Source organism: Spirosoma sp. SC4-14 (assembly GCF_037201965.1).
Lineage (GTDB): Bacteria > Bacteroidota > Bacteroidia > Cytophagales > Spirosomataceae > Spirosoma.
This window is the reverse complement of the sequence record NZ_CP147518.1, coordinates 4559395-4576368: the sequence shown is the minus strand read 5'-3', so window position 1 is coordinate 4576368 and position 16974 is coordinate 4559395. Positions and strand designations below refer to the sequence as shown.

The window sequence follows — 16974 nt, the reverse complement described above, 5'->3', positions numbered from 1 at the left end:
TTGGGGCATGGCTTTTTGTATGTGTGGCGGTTCGTTCGTTTGTAACCTGCGGGGCGAGTGCTGTCTAATGATTCATGAAACGCGACGATACCCTGTGGAAGGCGATCCGGGAAGATATCTTTGATGATTTTCTTCGGTTCTTTTTCGCCAACGCCGATGAGTTGGTGCAGGTTAAACTGGGTATTGCCAAACGACTCTTATCGAGTTCGTTGCCGAAGGGTAAAGTGCGCAGTCTGATGAACTTCCTTCGGTATTATGTACGTTTGGAAAATCAGCAGGCAAGCGATTGAATCAATTACAGGCCGAAGTACAGCGATGGGAATCGAATAATTTTTGTTGGAACGTGCTAAAAAAGAAGGAGTTGAACAGGAAAAACGCCTGTTTGTGATCCGGCTGTTGACAAAAACCAACTTTATTGCCGAGCAGATTGCCGATATGGCTGGCGTATCGGTTGCGTTTGTTGAGCAGGTTAAGAAAACGATGCCATCATAACTGATGTCGGTAGTTTTGATATTGCCGGCTATTTTCCGGCCAGATACCGGTTGCGGTATTCCAGGGGCGTACAGCCTTTTACCTGCCGAAATTGCCTGGAGATATTCTTGCTATCATTGAAACCCAGATCCATGGCAATCTCAAAAACAGTCTGGTCGGTTTCCAGCAGTTTTTTAGAGAACTTCTCGATTCGAAGATTCTGGATGTATTTGTAGATAGGGTAGCCAATAACGTTCTGGAACCGCATCTCCAGCGACCGACGTGACAAAGGTACCTGCTTAACGACTTCGTCTACCTGTAAATTCTTGTCGATATTCTGGTGAATGTATTTCAGCGACGACGCAATGTAGTCGTCATGAGTTGCATAGATGTCCGTCGACTGCCGGGTAATGACCTGGGTTGGTTTAACGATAATGTCGTAAAAACTATCCGTTTCTTTCCGAATCATGCGGTCGAGCAGCCGGGCGGCATCGTAGCCGCCCTTCTCAGCATCCTGAGCAATGCTGGATAGCGGAGGGTCCGAGAGTTCGCAGAGCATTTCGTCGTTGTCGACGCCCAGCACGGCTACTTCGTCGGGAATGCGAATTCCCGAATGTCGACACGCTTCAGTAATATGCTGGCCCAGCCGGTCGTCGCAGGCCATAATCGCCACTGGTTTGGGGAGCGAAAGTAGCCATTGACTTAAAGAACTGGGTTTGTAATACCACAATTCGGATTCGTTGGCGCGAGCGTTACGGTTCTCAAAATAATGGACCTGATACCCAGAGCGAGTAACTCGTTCATCGAACCCTTCGGCTCGCTCCCGCGACCAGACAATGTCGCTAAAGCCATAAAAGGCAAAATTCTGGAAGCCTTTTTTCAGGAAATAGTCGGCACCCATAGCACCGGTTTCGCGGTGATCGCCCGTAATGTTCGGTATTTCAGTAAAACGCTCCTTAAAATCCTGTGCAATGAGCGGAATGCCTGCCTTAACGATTTTTTCGATGCTTTCGTCATTATAAAGCTGCCCAATAATACCGTCGGCTTCCCACTCGATGGCCCAGTTCAGAATGCCATCGATACCCATCGTTTCGCGATGGAAAAGCGGCATTCGACAGAATACCCACGGGCCATATTCCCGCGAATATTTGGTAATCCCTTTCATTAGACTCTTGCTGTAGTCTTCCGAAAAATCGATCAACAGAATTATCTTGTGCATGATGAAAGAGCGAAAGAGCGAAAGAGCGAAAGAGTGAAAGAGTGAAAGAGTGAAAGAGTGAAAGAGTGAAAGAGTGAAAGAGTGAAAGAGTGCTGCTTTTCACCGCCCAGCGGAGCGGTCCGCTCTTTCGCTCTTTTGCTCTTTCGCTCTTTCACTCTTTAAGTTTATGGTTGCGTTTGTGATCAGTGGTCGGGCCCAGATGCCGATACTGAAAATATAGCCTAATGTAATCAAAATTGCAAGCATTGCCAGACGAAGACCAACCAGTTCGGCAAGGCCCCCAATAACGAGTGGCCACAAAGCCCCACCGACAATGCCCGTACACAAGATTCCGGAAAATGTACCATGGTGTTCGGGTACTGAATTGAGCGCGAGTGAGAAAACAATCGACCACATGACGGACGCAAAGAAACCCGTTGCCGGAAACGCATATAAGGCCATCTCTTTGGTGCCGAACAGCCCAATAAGTAACGCAAGAATTGCTCCCAGCGTGAAGATCATGAGCACCTTCCGGCTATCGGCCAGTTTGAGCAAAACCAGTCCCAGAACGCAGCCAATGGTCATAAGCCCCCAAAAATAAGCGACTACTTCGGCACCAGTAGTGGTTGGATCGACGCCATGATACAACTGAAGAAATTTGGAAATCCAGTTGGCAATGCCCTGTTCAGTGCCGACATAGGCGAAAATTCCGGCAAAAAACAGAAGTACGGTTTTGTTGCGGAGAAGTTCGGTAAGCGTTCCGCCCACTTCTATTTTTTCGTCTTCTTTCAATTCGACGGCCGGAAATCTGATCAGGGCAACCACCGCAATCATCAGCAGCGTGACGACGGCAAACACCCAATAGAGCGACACCCATTCGAGATGAAGCGGAACCAGGTTGTTTAGGACGGATAGTGGGAAAGTCGTATTGGCTGTGTGTAGATTCTGGACCAAATAACTGTAGAGGAATGGGCTAATAAACGAAGCGGCTCCCGAGAAAAGTTGCGCCAGTACGGAGTTAAATGCAAAATGTTCTTCGCCACCCGTAACGCGCAATAGCGGATTGATCACTACCTGCAACATGGCCATACCAACCCCAATGGAAAACAGCGAAACCAGCGCCACCGAAAATTTGGGTACCAGTGCAAACAGCAAGGCACCAAGAAAAGCCAGCACAAAGGCACCCAGCAATACGCGTTTTTCCTGATATTTCTCGACCAGCAATCCCGACGGAATGGATGCACTATAGGCCACAAAAAAGGCAAAAGGTAAAAAACCTGCCAGCCCGATGCTCAGTTGAAAACTGTCGACGAGATCGGGGATGATAGGCCCCAGAATATTGGTCAGGAAGGAAATGACGAAAAAAATGATCAGGATCAGAATAACGATCAGGGTATTTCGCTTCATATTCAGGTACGATTCAGAAAAGCAGACCCTGGAGAGAGCCTTAATCAAACGTATTGGTGCTGTATTTCGTTAATCAACGAGGGCGGCTGCTCCCAGCATGGCGATTCCTTCCCGCTGTGACTGGAAAATCTTTAGTCGTTGGAGCGTTACTGGATACGCAAAATCCTGCATGCTCTCAATCATGGCACCTTTAAAGAATGGATAGGCCTTCGAGATTGAGCCGCCTAACACAATTACTTCGGGGTCGTAGGCATACAGAACGGCTTTTATGGCACAGCCCAGATGAAAACCAAACTCTCGCCAGAGCGTTAACGCATATCCGTCGCCCCGCTGGGCTGCCTGACTGGCTTCCAGCGCCGTAGTGCCGTGGACAGCTTCGAAAAACTCAGCCGAAGCATAATATTCAAGGTTTTTATCGCGGTAGGGGAGCAAACCAATCTCTCCGGCCCCGCAGTTGCTGCCCACAATTAGTTTATTGTCGATAATAATACCCGAACCCAGCCCCGTGCCTATCGACATGCCTACTACCGAATGATAGGCTCTGGCCAGCCCAAATCGATGTTCGCCCAGGGTGAAACAATTGACATCGTTATTGACATAAACGGGTACCGCAAATTCTTCTTCCAGAATATCGCGTAGGGCGACTTCTTTCCACGACGGAATATTGGCAACGTTGTAAACAATACCCCGGTCAACATCCACTACCGATGGAACACCAATACCAATGCTGCTAACAGTTGATTCGGCTAGAGGCCGGATCAGTTCAATGAGTTGAGATAAAGTTGATGAAAGCGATTCTTTCTGATATAACAAGCCGCTTTTTTGCTGGAGAATAGAGCCCTCATGTACAAGGCCCGCTCGTACATTGGTTCCTCCTAAGTCGACCCCAATAGTCATTTGATGCATTATTTATTGGTGAAATTCGTTGCGTAAATAGTAAAAAATTACGTTAAAAAAGATTAAGGCATAGTTAATACGATGGTTCGACTTGATCGGCCAGCGGCATCAACGCATTTTAATTTCACCGTGCCGGAAACCTTTACAGGGGTTGTGTAGAGTGGCGATTGACTCGTTGGCTCTTCGCCCGTGGTTGTATAACGAATCGCCAGACCGGGCAATTCGCTGTTTGCTTTCAACAGGCCTTTCTCCAGGATAGCACCCGGCGGTGGTACCCGATAATTATAACCACCGTTTAACCGGGCTAATTTCGGAAACTCCCGCTGTGCCAGCGTATTGGCAAAAATAGTCCAGCCTGCGCTGATCGCTTTTTCGCGGGCCTGCCGGTCTTCAATGGTCTCCCAACTGCGTTCGGGAGCCCACGCACTTTCGGCAAAACCCAGTAGTTTCGGTAGCGTATAGTATTCGGCCATATCCGGGCCTTTTACGGTTTCGCTCCACAGTTGCGATTCAATACCAACTACGTTTTTGCGGGCTTCGGGTTTCATTCGTTCCAGACCCGCAAAACTGAGGGGTTGGCCCATCGAGTTTTTGTAGGTCGTCTTAAACATATCGAACGGAGCAAACGTCCAGTTATTACGGGTGTCGACATAGCCCGCCCAGTAGAGACCGGGCTCCAGTGGGTCGTTGTTATAGGCCAGATCGAAATAAAAGTTCGATACATTGCACAGAATGACCGGATAACCTGCATTGGCGAGCCGGTTGCCCAGATCGGGATCGTAGAGATTGTTCCAGATGTAGGGATAAACGCGCTTACCAACAAACTCAGGATTTGGCTCGTAGTTACCGTCGGCGGTTTTCAATAGCGCCACCTCTTCCCAGCCGTGAACGGCCAGATTTCGCTTTTCGAGCCGCTTCAGCAGATTGCGGAAGAAGTAAGTCTGTAAGTTCTTCGGATCTTTGAGGCTGGGGTTATCGTTCAGCAGTTTCTGAGCAATGGGCGATTTTGTCCAGGCACCTTCGGGCACTTCGTCGCCACCAGCATGCATTACATCCATCGGCACACCGGCTTCCTTATACATCTTCGTAATTTCATCGACCACCTTTTCGTAGAACCGGTACGTCGACTCCCGACCCACACTAACCACGTTGTCGGTATAGCCTTGCGCCGATTGGTAAACCGATTTATCGTCGGGATCGATGAGCCGGTATTCGTCTGCTTCTTTTTCCTTTCCTTCTTTCATCAACCGCTCATAGCGGGCCTCCATTGCTTTGATGGCGGCCCGGGCGTGGCCCGGAAAATTCAGCTCAGGAATAACCTTGATGTGTCGTTGTTTCGCGTAGTTGAGAATCTCGATAAAATCGGCTTTTGTATAGTAACCACTACCATATTTACCCTTGTCGTAGGCAACGGGACCTGAGCCATAGGCCGGGTGGAGGGCAGGCGCTTCTTTGCCAGAGGTATGTTCACGCTGAGCACCTACCTTGGTGAGTTCGGGTAAGCCGTCAATTTCGAGCCGCCAGCCTTCGTCTTCTGTCGTATAAAAGAGGAAGTGGTTGATTTTGTAGGTGGCCAGCAGGTCCAGAAAGCGTAAAATGGTTTCTTTGGTTTGAAAATTCCGGCTAACATCCAGGTGCATACTGCGGAAATGGAACCGGGGCGCATCTTCAATCTGAGCAAACGGCAACGAAAGGGTAGAGGAAGGTTTAAGGAGGGCTTCGGTCGGAACTAAGGCCAGCAGACTTTGCACCCCATAAAATACACCGGCAGCATCATTGCCTACAATACGAACACCATTGGCGTCGATGGTGAGTCGATAGGCTTCGCTGTTGATGCCCTTAACCGAGAGCGGTGCGATTTGCAGCGAAATCCGGTTGCCTGTTGCATTGCCGGGAGTAGTTTTAAACTCATTCCCGGTCAGCTCTTTCAGTTTCCGGGCCAGAAATGTTCCTTCATTCTCCAGTCCTGAGCCGTATTGAATCGCGAATGCCGCTGTTAGCGGCAACACACCATTACCCATACTAATTTTAACCGGCGACGGGATAATTTGCTGTAATTTATTGGCGGGCAGCAGCGAAACGGCCAGATTCTGCTGGTAGGCGTGTTCGGGCGTTGGCAGGGGTTCCTGATCTATTTTGCCCCGAAGGATTTGTTCGCGACGGGTGAATGGAACAACGGTATAATTCGCTACCTGAACAATATTTTCTTCCTTGCCCGACTGGTCATAAAAGACGAAATATAGCCCCATCGGCGCATCGGTAACTTTGTTTTCGGCCTCGGTGCCTTCGTAGGGAATATCGATACTGGCACCGGGTTTGAGGCTAAAGCCTTTGGTAGGCGTAAGTTTATACCAGTCGCCATTGATGTGCTGAACGGCAGCAGCTTGTGGTGTTTTCGAGGGGAGAATCGGGCGGGGCGACATATTGAAAAATAAAGCCCAGTTGGCATCCGTTAGCGGAAAATTACTCTCATTCCTGAGCCTGAATCGGGCCTGAAACCCCGTTTCAACCGGCGTGAAATTACTGACCAGTTCCCAGGAGATAGCGATCTTTTGGGCCTCGCCCGACGAATAGTTTTCGGTCGAGCCGCAGCCGGTCAATCCGGCAAAGCATACTGAAACAAGAAAGGCGTAAAAAGCAGTGCGCATAAATCCTGAGGTTAAGTAGCCTTTATACTACGTAAATCAGTACTAAAGATACCATTGGTTGGTGGTGGCTTTTTGAACTTTTTGATGATACAGCAACAAAAGCGGCTGATTTCTCTGGATGCGCTTCGTGGTTTTACGATGGCTGCCATGATCGTTGCCAATTTTCCCGGTAGTGAAGACTTCGTTTACTTCACCCTACGGCACACCCGCTGGAATGGGTTGTCGTTTACCGATCTGATCGCACCTGTATTCCTGTTTGTGGTGGGCGTTTCCATAGCTCTGGCTTACTCCAGAGCTGTAGAGCAGCAATGGCCTAAAGGAGGATTATACCGGAAAATCATGATTCGGTCGCTGAAGATTTTTGCTGTAGGTATGTTTCTGAATCTGATGCCCGATTTCGACGTGTCGACTATTCGCTGGACGGGTACCCTGCATCGAATTGCCATCGTCTTTCTGGTTTGCGCAACGTTATTTTTGAACACATCCTGGAAACAACAGGCCTGGATTGGTATTGTTACGCTGGTGGCCTACTGGCTGGCGATGACCCTGATTCCAACGCCCGATGTAGGAGCGATTGTGTTGGAGCCGGGGCAGAATCTGGCTGCCTGGCTCGACCGGAAGTACCTGCCCGGTCGGATGTGGCAGGGGTCCTGGGACCCCGAAGGTATTCTGAGTACATTCCCGTCCATTGTGACGGGAATTACCGGAATGCTGGCGGGCCGGTTGATGCTAAGTACATTTAACCAGCTCGAAAAAGTGGCTTACCTGATGACGATTGGCCTGTTTACGGCAATAGCGGGCTATTTCTGGGGACTGGCGTTTCCGGTGAACGAGAACCTGTGGACCAGTTCGTTTGTGCTCGTAACGTCGGGCTTTGCGTCGATGATGCTGGGGGCTATGTATTTTCTGGTCGACATTTTGGGATACAACCGGGGCACAAAACCAGGAATCATTTTCGGCGCTAACGCCATAACGGTTTATGTACTGGCCGACGTGTTTGCGCTGTTCTTCTACCGATTTCCGGTTACGGGGCTACCGCTGAACGAGTATGTAGTGCATCGTCTCAGCCAAATGGGTATTCAGCCTGAGTTAGCCAGCCTGCTTTATGCACTGTTCTTCGTTGGTGTCAACTTCATTCCAGCCTATTGGCTCTATCGGAAGCGGATTTTTATTAAACTATAGCGTATGCCCTTTCCTATTCTTACTCCCTTTTCCCTTTTTATGAAAGCTGCCAGAAGTATAGTATGTCTGGCAGCTTTGATGCTCTTATCGTCGAAGACCGTATTGGCCGATCCGATCGATTTGACAAAAGCACGGGTGGTCAATCTGGTGCGTGATAAACAAGTGTTACGCCGAAGTCTGGATGTATTGCAGCAGGAGGTGAAAAAACGAAGCGGTATTCAGCTACCGGTTGTAGCCAAACTGCCTGATGCTGGTCAGCCGATTATAGTTCTTGTTGAGGAAAATGACTTATCGCTCCTCCCTGCTCCTCTTCGCGCACTGGCGGCATCGATGCCTGAAATTAAACGCGATGGATACAAGCTGGTGGCAGACAGGAACACCGTTTTGATTGTTGGTAAGGATGCCCGTGGATTGCTCTACGGTGTCGGGCGGTTGTTGCGTAAACTTGAGATGCGAACCGGAAAACTGTCGTTGGCCAACAATATATCGATAGCTTCCAGTCCAACCTATCCGATTCGGGGGCATCAGCTTGGCTATCGGCCCAAAACCAATGCCTACGATGCCTGGACGGTGGCTCAGTATGATCAATACATTCGGGAACTGGCTTTGTTTGGTGCCAACAGCATCGAAATTATGCCACCCCGCACCGACGACGACGTGACCAGTCGGCACATGAAACTGCCTGCTATTGACATGATTCGGGAGCAGTCGCGGATTTGTGCCGACTATGGGCTGGATGTCTGGATGTGGTATCCGAACATGGGCATGAACTACACCAATCCCGACTCGATCAAAAAAGAACTGGCCGAGCGACACGAGATTTTTGCCAACGTGCCCAGGCTGGATGCCGTGTTTGTTCCCGGTGGCGATCCCGGCGATCTTGAACCCGATGCGCTGTTTGCCTGGCTCGCAAAAGAAGCCGACGTGCTTCATAAATACCATCCCAACGCAAAAATCTGGGTGTCTCCGCAGGTGTTCCGGCCCACAACGGCCTGGTTTGATGCCTTCTACAAACACGTCAATAATGAGTATTCGTGGTTTGGTGGGGTCGTATTTGGTCCGTGGATCAAAGTGCCGGTGCAGGAAATTCGGAAACGGATCAAGCCGTCGATCCCCATCCGGCATTATCCCGACATTACGCATAACTATGCGTCGCAGTATCCGGTGCCGCATTGGGACCTGGCCTATGCCATGACCCTGGGCCGCGAAAGCATCAACCCTCGTCCGCACGATGAAAAAGCCATTCATAATGCCTTCGACGAATACGGATCGGGGAGTATCAGCTATTCGGAAGGAACGAACGACGATGTAAATAAATTTGTCTGGAGCGATCAGGACTGGAGTCCAGAAACGCCTGTCATCGAAACCCTGCGCGACTATGCTCGTCTTTTCTTCGGGCCCGACTATGCCGAATCGGGAGCACAGGGGTTGGTTGCACTGGAACAAAACTGGCGGGGTAATCTCCTGACCAACGAGTCGGTCGATCGGACACTGATGCAATGGCAGGCACTCGAAAAAACGGCTTCCCTGGCTCTATTGCAAAATCCACGATTTCAGATGGGGTTGATTCGCGCTTATTATGATGCCTATACACGTCGGCGACTACAGTACGAAATGGAACTGGAAGCACAGGCGCGTGATCAGCTTAGACACCCGAACGCCGGTAAGTCGACAGACGCGATCCGGCAGGCCCGCATAATCCTGGAAAAAGCCTGGAAATCGCCAATTCTGCCCGAATATCGGCTCAGATGCGTTGCCCTGGCCGATTCGTTATTTAAAAGTATTGGCGCTCAGCTAACCATCGAAAAACACGGTGCCATGAGTGGAAGAGGCAATTTTATAGATAACATCGACATTCCGCTGAACGATTCGCCCTGGCTGCTGTCGCAACTGGAGCCAATTGAAAAGCTAGGCAATGAGCAACAGCGGTTGCTGGAAATTGAAAAAATGCTGCACCGCACCGATCCAGGACCGGGGGGCTTCTATGATTATTTTGGCGATCCGGCAAGCTGGCACCGGGTAGTTTCGGATGTGAGCTGGGCTGATGATCCGGGTGGTTTGAAATCGCCCAGAATTAGTTTTGGGGTTGGACTGGTTGGCGAAGAATGGGTCGACGAAATAAAGGCAACGGGCTTTCGCGGGCAGATTACGCCACGGGTCTGGATGAAGCAGGCGCAGGCGCTCTATGATCAGCCCCTGAAAATTGCCTACTCCGAACTGAATCCGGCGGCTTCCTACAAAATTCGGATTTCGTATACGGGCCGCTTTCGTTCCCGCATGAAACTAACCACCGACGATGGTTCAGTTATTCACGATTTTATTCAGACCGGTGAGCAACCCATTTATGAATTCGACGTGCCAAAAGCCGCATCGGCGGATGGCTCCGTAACGTTTATCTGGGCTTGTGGCGAAGGCGAACGCGGCTCACAGGTTACCGAAATCTGGTTGATGCCTAAGTGAACTAGTCATTGGTAAATACTCTTTCTAATGACCAGTAACCAATCCTGCTTTTTGCTTTCGTTTAAAGGTTTTTCTTAACCGCAACGATCGCCAGGGAATATTTCTCGGTGATCGTTGCGGTTAAACAGAATGGCTTTGATCTCTATTTTGGAAAGTTGATTACACCCGCAAAAACGTCTTTTTCTTATACAGGAAGTAGAGGAAGACCCACTTCACGGCAATATAGCCCAGAACGCCAAGCAGAGCCGCCACCCAGCCCGACGAAACAAGGTGAATAATGCCTTCGAAGAAAAACTTAGTCGCATATTCGAAGTCGATGAATTCGCCCGCCAGATAAATCAGGATGGAATTCATGCCGATAACCATAAAGAAGAATGTCCAGCCTTTGATGCCTTTCACGTCGATGATCCAATAGAAGATGCCGAGCAGGAGTAGGCTTAAACCACCCGTAACGAGCACAAACGAACTGGTCCAAAGGTTTTTGTTGACCGGGAAAACGAAATCCCAAAGCCAGCCTACTGCGAAGAAGACAGCTCCTGTAGCCAGTAATTGTACGGTTTTTTGCTGCTGTGTTTTTCCCGAGCGATGATCGCGCAGCAGGTTACCGGCAAAGATGCCCAGCAGCGCATTACAAATAGCGGGCAGTGTCGAAAACAGTCCTTCCGGATCATGAATGGTTTTATAAAGATGCCCCGGCACCAGCATCCTGTCGATGTAGCTGGCCAGATTGCATTCCATCGTTAACACACCGGCTCCGCAACCCGGCACCGGCACCAGCATCATCAGCGCCCAGTAACCGAATAGCAGCGATAGAAACCAAATATATTGCGCCCGCTGGTTGAAATACACGTAAATTAACTGGCCAAACATACCGGCCAGGCCAATCCGGGCCAGCACGCTCGGGAAACGCATGTCGTGAAACGGTTTGGTGAACAGGCCATTGTTGTAAATAATGCCCAACACGACCAGAATGAGCCCACGGGAAATAATCTTGCGGACAATGGCTGAACGGTCGTCGCCTTTTTCCAGCCGACTACCGATGGAAAACGGAGTCGAAACCCCGGCCATGAATAGAAAAAGCGGGAAGATGAGGTCGTAGGGCCGGAAGCCATTCCAGTCGGGGTGGGTAAACTGATCGGCCATGAAAACTGCCCAGCCCCAGCCCGTTGTTTTTCCCAGGATTTGAAAAATTTCTTCACCGCCCATGATCCAGAACATATCGAATCCGCGCAGGGTATCGAGCGACAGCAGTCGTTTGACCGGAGCAGGTTGAAGAACCGCAGGTTCCGGCTGGGTAGTTGGGGCAGACTTTGTTGACATAGGTTTTCGATAGAATTATAGGTTAAGAACTGATCTATTTGTTTTGCTGGGCCTGTTTTCGGGCTTTGTATTCCTGAAAACGATTTCGGTATTCGGTTTTTTGTTCGGGGCTGAATCGTTTCTCATATTCGGCGGGTAGGGCAAGTCGTTCGGGCAGTAGGGTAGGTGCCTGATCGACCAGCGTATTTTGGCCTTTGCTATTCTTGGTCAATAAAAAGGAGTCGTATTTCTGGCCGGTCACCGTAAACGATTGATAGGATAGCTTGTCGCCATCAATCGATATGGTTTGGTAGAGTTGCGTATTGGAAGCCGCCCGGTCCATCCAGTCCTGCAACCCAATATCATACATTTTAGGACCGCTTACCGAAACAACATAGATGGGGCCATCGGGCCGTTTGCGACTTTTGCCAAGGGGCATATTCAGCCCGCGTCCGTAGGTGTGGTCGTGACCCTGTAAGACCAGGTCGACACGGTATTTTTTGTAAATAGGCTCCATCCGGTTTCGCCAGTCGTCGTTATCACGACCGTTTTTGGTTGAATAAATAGGGTGATGATGAATGACTACTGTCCAGCGGTTTTCATTTTGTCGTAAAATCTGTTCGAGCCACTGGGCTTGTAGATCCATTACGGATGAATCGAGCAGCGCGGCCTGTGAATTTAAGGAAATAAACCGTGTTCCCTGATAATCGAAAAAATAGGCTGTTTCTTCGAGCCCTTTGGGGCCATTTTCGGGGAGCACAAACGACGGTCGCCAGTGTTTCGATACCCGGCTGTTGCCTTGCTCGTCCTTAAAATATTCGTGGTTTCCGGGCGTCGCCAGTGTTGGAATCATGCCATTGATCCAGCCACCCGCTTCGAACCATTCGGCCCATTGCCAGTCGGCATTGGATGTAGTGATCAGGTCGCCCGCATGAACCATCAGGCTAACGGTAGGAAGCGTTGAATAAGCCCCCCGAATGGCCCGCGACCAGAGCGAACGAATGTCGTTCTGGGCATCGCCAAAATATAAAAATGAAAACGGTGCTGATTGAGCCTGAGCTGTTTTAAAATGAAACCACTCGCTCCAGTGGGTGCCGTCGCCTACGCGGTAGCTGTATTGGGTAGCGGGTTTGAGGTTTTTGAAATGAACGGAATGATAGCGAACCTGATGGCCATCCAGCACCACTGGCTCACTAACGGCCGGTACCAGCGTAGCGCTTTTGACAAAGTCGGGCGATGGGTCGGCTTCGGATATTGCTCCAACCGCGTTGCTAACGGTAGAGTCGGTACGCCAGTTGACCGATTGCGATGTTGCCGGAGCGTCCTGCCAGCCTAAAATAAGGCGGTCGGGATAAACCGTTGCCGGATAATCTTTGTGCGTTTGTGCGTTGGCTGTTATGGCCGCTGCGACCAGAAAAAAGGAAAGACACGTTTTCATTTGACGGCAGTTAAACCGAAAAGGACTGATACGCCTTTTCGATTTGGACAATCTTAATTGGGCTTGCTGCTCAGGGCCTTATAAACGTTGAGGACAAAGTCGGTCTGGATAACGTCGAGTTTCAGGTGGGCGGCTTTGCGGTATTGTTCGGCAGTATCGGCTGGGCCGAGCAGATCCGAAAAGGCTTTGATCCCATGTCGATGAATTTGTTCGATAAGCGATTCATTGACTGCCTGCCAGCGAAGGTCGAACGCGTAGGGATGCAGTTTATTGATTTTGTCGGACAATTCGTCGGCTTTATTCAGCGAAGGCATTAACCGGGCCGTTGGTGCTACGTTTTTCAGGCTCAGCAGATAATCATCCGATCCGTAGAAAACGGCCTCGTTGAACAAGCCATATTTTTGGAGGGTTTCGACCAGCGGTTGAGGAGTTACCTCCTTACAATCGACATACAGATTGGTTTTGTGCGGATGGCTGGCATTCCAATCGGCAACCAGCTTACAAACTTCGTCCAGGGTTGGAATGCGTTCATCCCGAAACGAATCGCCATAGCCTTTCCCGGCCGACAGCGCTTTCAGGCTGGCCAGTGTTTGCTCTTTCATGGGGCCAGTACCTGTGGTTGTGCGGTTCAGCGACCCATCGTGCAGAATAGCTAACTGTCCGTCTTTCGTCGTTCTGACATCAATCTCAATATAGGCAACCTGCATCTTTAGCACTTCGCGGTACGTTGCCAGTGTATTTTCGGGGGCAATGCCCGATGCGCCCCGGTGCGCCGAAACATCAGTTGGATAGCGTTTGGCAAGAACGGTTCGGTAGTATTGAATAGAATCGGAAGGTTGCATAGTAGAACCCGATTGACCAGAAGCCGAACTGTAGATACTAATAAGGCCAGCGGACAAACATAGGCTGGTGATATAGGCCCGGAAACCAGATGGATATTTCATTTATGCTGGGCGTTTTTCAGATTTGGTTTAGCCCGCCAGTCGGCTTCCTGCCCAAAGCGGGTATGATACATGGTATCGTGTTTTTCCTGAAGTGGATACTGATAAATCAGTCGGTTCGTCAGCCAGAAGAAGGTAGTAGGCAGAATAATGGCAATGGCAGCTCTCAGCCAGACTTGTTTATAGAGGAGCGTAAACGATTCCGATGCCTGAACAACGACGGATTCAGCTTTCGACGGAAGGGTTATGATCAGGAATGTTGCCAGAATCGCGTTGAACGTAATGACCCATTCGGTGAGCAATCGGCTGGGGTGCCAGTTGACCAGCGCCCGTTCAAAATTACCAACAACCATAAGCCAGAGCAGGATCAGAAAAACCAGTTGCCCTTTGCCGAGCCAGCTTGTGGGAATAACGGCCAGCGGTTCCCGGAAATGCCGACGAACCAGAACGATGAACAGTATAAGCACTCCTAGCCAGGTCAGGTTAAACCAGCCGACCGGTGTTAGGTGCAGGAAGTCAGCACCGGGCAGGTGCCCCAGATAAGGTACTTCCCAGACGGCGGGTTCCGTTTCCTGAGTACCGTTGGGTAACGTAACTTCCTGAGTCCATACTTCAGGGTTAAGTTGTTTACCCCACTCTTCAACGTTTTTTACGAGATTGACATATGGAATGGCTACCAGAACAACTATAGCAGCCACGCCGAGAGTCCATTTTCCGCCAATGGCGCCATCTGCTTTGGTATCGTTGTGTTGGGGAATTCGGGTTGCCAGAAAACCCAGTGCCGCCACAATGGCCAGTCCATTGACAAACCCATAACTCTGTTCCAGAAAGCTATGCCAGTTCTGTTGTTGCCAACTGGCCCAGGTGTCGACCGTCGACCGGAACGGAATACTGTCGGGGGACATTCCCTGACCGAGCAAAATGCGCGGATTGCCGGGAACCATCAGGAATTGTTTGATCCATTGAATACCGGAGAAGCCTAATCCGCCGATGGTGCCACTAATAACCGATGCTGTAGCCACCGGAAGCAAGTCATTTCGGCGCATCCAGAAGATCATGCCAACGAATACACCCGTAATGCCGGCCCAGTCGTCGCTGCGGGGTGGCGTCATGCGGAGTCCACCGGTATCGGCAAACAGCAGACTGCCCAGTACCGGGAAGGCCAAAAAGCTCAGCAGCCAGCCCGTAGCCATATACACAATCAGCGAAGACCCATTGCGGAACTTGCCAAAGCGAACGAAATAGATCCCGAATCCGAGCATAAGCCCTATCACCCAGCCAATATGATCGGGATAATCGCCAAACCACTGCGGCCAGTTATTCAGAAAATTATGCGGGTCGTAGGCCAGTTTACCCGTTTCGGGATCAACATAGGTTAGGTCGCCCAGTTGATAGGTCAGGAGCGAAGCCAGCGACTGGTCCCAACCGAGCGAATGCAGCAACGACTGAACAAGCCAGCCCGCCAGAGCACCTGCGAGGGCAAAGACGGGCAACCACCAGCCATTGCGGCTTTTTCGATCAACCAGATCATAAACGCCCATTGCCAGCAGTGCGGTGGATGCGGCCAGATAATCGGCATCGAACCAATACAACGGACTTTTGTGTCGGGAGGCTGTATGGTCCAGCTTGATACCCGATTGCAGCGCATGGGCAATCGGATCTTCGATCAGGTCCTGAAGAAACCAGAACCCAAACAAAAATAAAATCGGCGTAACCAGACGAACCAGTCGGTCTCGCTCGGCCACCGCAGCCAGCGCCGTACCGGCCCCGCCCAATCCGGCCCACAAAAATCCGATGTAGAATAAGGCAACGTAGCCATACCATTGCGACAGACTATGGCCACTTTGCGTGTAGGCAATCACCTGCATGTAGGATACCGAAGCGCCAAATCCCCAGCCAATAGCGCCGAAAAAACCAAAGTAGAGCACACGATTCCGCCAGTCGGGGCGACCCGACATCAGGGGAATAACCAGCGCAGCCAGACAGCCCGCAAAAGCGGCACCGTATTCGTGCCCAAAATTACCCCGTATGCCCCAGCCAATCGACAGAGCCAGTCCGCCGAGGAGTATGTTTCGCCAGTGCCAGATTGGGGTTTCGTGACTACGAAAAAGGGCTAGCCTGCGCATCAGACAATCAGTTGGGTGGTTGAATCGGTCGATTGATCGTCGCCCGCAGCTTCTTTAATAATGCGTAAATCGTGGCGCAGCCGCTGACTGAACAGGGCTACGTCGAAACTATGCACAACCATGTTGACACCTTCCCGCATCCACTGAATTTGCCGTTCGGGTTCGAGGGAGAAATGAATGCCAATGGCCAACCCCTGCGCCCGTGTTTTATGAATAATGGTTCGGACGGCAGCTTCAAAGTCGGGGTGGTCATATTGCTCGGGTAACCCCAGACTAACCGACAGGTCGTGAGGCCCAATAAAAACGGCATCAAGCCCCGGTACAGAAAGCAGTTCGTTGAGCCGGTTCAGGGCCGGAACGCTTTCGATGTTGGCAATACAGATGATGCCAGGATTATAGCTGTCGATATAGGCTTTCATCTCGGCCGACATCGTTTCGGTTCCGGTCAGGTAAGCCTGTAGTCGTTCGCCTTTCAGCGGGCGGAACTTGGTTGCGCCCACCAGTTCCCGAACCTGCTCTATTGATTCCAGATAAGGGGCAACAACACCGAGGGCACCGCCATCGATCACCTGGCAGGCCCGGTAAGGGTCGGGGCTCGGAATCCGAACAATGGGCGTAATGTCATAGGCCCGGAACTGTTGACAGAGCTGGGCCAGTTCGGCGCGGTCGAGCGGGATGTGTTCGGTATCCAGAAACACAAAATCGACACCCGTTTGTTTGATCGCTTTGGGCCACATGGGCGCCGTTGAGGTAATGCAGGTGCCGTAGACGTTCTGGCCGTTTTTGAGCTTTTGCAGGAGGCTTAAAGGGCTTGATTCCTTCATTGAATGAGCAAATACAGGTTACTGATAGTACTGTTCAATGAAGGCTTCGGGCTACTATACCTGCGAATAAATTGATGCAGTCG

General features: G+C 50.6%; 13 protein-coding genes. 4 read left to right on the top strand and 9 right to left on the bottom strand.

The genetic code is table 11. The features are described 5' to 3' along the window. Positions 1–74 precede the first annotated feature (74 nt). Entirely contained in the window at positions 75–290 is a 216-nt protein-coding gene (locus WBJ53_RS18630) for a hypothetical protein (RefSeq protein WP_338868865.1), read from the top strand. Positions 291–336: 46 nt separating this feature from the next. Continuing rightward, positions 337–492, top strand: a complete 156-nt coding sequence (locus WBJ53_RS18625) for a hypothetical protein (RefSeq protein ID WP_338868863.1) — start codon at positions 337–339, stop codon at positions 490–492. Between the two features lie 28 nt (positions 493–520). Here the strand turns inward: WBJ53_RS18625 and WBJ53_RS18620 are convergent, their stop codons facing one another. The 4 genes from WBJ53_RS18620 to WBJ53_RS18605 all read right to left on the bottom strand — a co-directional run bounded on the left by WBJ53_RS18620 (position 521) and on the right by WBJ53_RS18605 (position 6621). After that, complete coding sequence (locus WBJ53_RS18620; RefSeq protein WP_338868861.1) at positions 521–1690, bottom strand: DNA-binding transcriptional regulator; 1170 nt, start codon at positions 1688–1690, stop codon at positions 521–523. 99 nt (positions 1691–1789) lie between these two features. Continuing rightward, positions 1790–3076 (bottom strand): sugar MFS transporter, encoded by a 1287-nt coding sequence (locus tag WBJ53_RS18615; RefSeq protein WP_338868859.1) that lies wholly within the window; start codon positions 3074–3076, stop codon positions 1790–1792. 69 nt (positions 3077–3145) lie between these two features. Beyond that, positions 3146–3973 carry an ROK family protein gene (locus tag WBJ53_RS18610; RefSeq protein WP_338877208.1) on the bottom strand — a complete coding sequence of 276 codons (828 nt, stop codon included), beginning with the start codon at positions 3971–3973 and terminating at the stop codon, positions 3146–3148. Positions 3974–4035: 62 nt separating this feature from the next. Beyond that, positions 4036–6621: a family 20 glycosylhydrolase gene (locus tag WBJ53_RS18605; protein WP_338868857.1), complete on the bottom strand. Its 2586-nt coding sequence runs from the start codon at positions 6619–6621 to the stop codon at positions 4036–4038. 84 nt (positions 6622–6705) lie between these two features. Between WBJ53_RS18605 and WBJ53_RS18600 the strand changes: the two genes are divergently transcribed. Next, on the top strand, positions 6706–7803 hold the full coding sequence (locus WBJ53_RS18600; RefSeq protein WP_338868855.1) for a heparan-alpha-glucosaminide N-acetyltransferase domain-containing protein: 1098 nt from the start codon (positions 6706–6708) through the stop codon (positions 7801–7803). 39 nt (positions 7804–7842) lie between these two features. Continuing rightward, a complete protein-coding gene (locus tag WBJ53_RS18595) occupies positions 7843–10263 on the top strand; it encodes a glycoside hydrolase family 20 zincin-like fold domain-containing protein (protein ID WP_338868853.1) in 2421 nt (806 codons plus the stop codon). A gap of 159 nt (positions 10264–10422) precedes the next feature. Here the strand turns inward: WBJ53_RS18595 and WBJ53_RS18590 are convergent, their stop codons facing one another. From WBJ53_RS18590 to WBJ53_RS18570, 5 genes are read right to left on the bottom strand one after another with little or no spacing between them, the layout of a single operon-like run. Then, positions 10423–11583 (bottom strand): DUF5009 domain-containing protein, encoded by a 1161-nt coding sequence (locus tag WBJ53_RS18590; RefSeq protein ID WP_338868851.1) that lies wholly within the window; start codon positions 11581–11583, stop codon positions 10423–10425. A gap of 34 nt (positions 11584–11617) precedes the next feature. Then, positions 11618–13000 carry a metallophosphoesterase family protein gene (locus tag WBJ53_RS18585; RefSeq protein WP_338868849.1) on the bottom strand — a complete coding sequence of 461 codons (1383 nt, stop codon included), beginning with the start codon at positions 12998–13000 and terminating at the stop codon, positions 11618–11620. A gap of 53 nt (positions 13001–13053) precedes the next feature. Then, positions 13054–13944, bottom strand: coding sequence for a glycerophosphodiester phosphodiesterase family protein (locus WBJ53_RS18580; RefSeq protein WP_338868847.1), 891 nt, complete (start codon positions 13942–13944; stop codon positions 13054–13056). Beyond that, positions 13941–16067 carry a hypothetical protein gene (locus tag WBJ53_RS18575; protein WP_338868845.1) on the bottom strand — a complete coding sequence of 709 codons (2127 nt, stop codon included), beginning with the start codon at positions 16065–16067 and terminating at the stop codon, positions 13941–13943. Before WBJ53_RS18575 ends, WBJ53_RS18580 begins: the two co-directional genes overlap by 4 nt. Further along, a complete protein-coding gene (locus WBJ53_RS18570) occupies positions 16067–16891 on the bottom strand; it encodes an aldolase/citrate lyase family protein (RefSeq protein WP_338868843.1) in 825 nt (274 codons plus the stop codon). The genes WBJ53_RS18575 and WBJ53_RS18570 overlap by 1 nt, the downstream gene beginning before the upstream one ends. Positions 16892–16974: the final 83 nt, after the last annotated feature.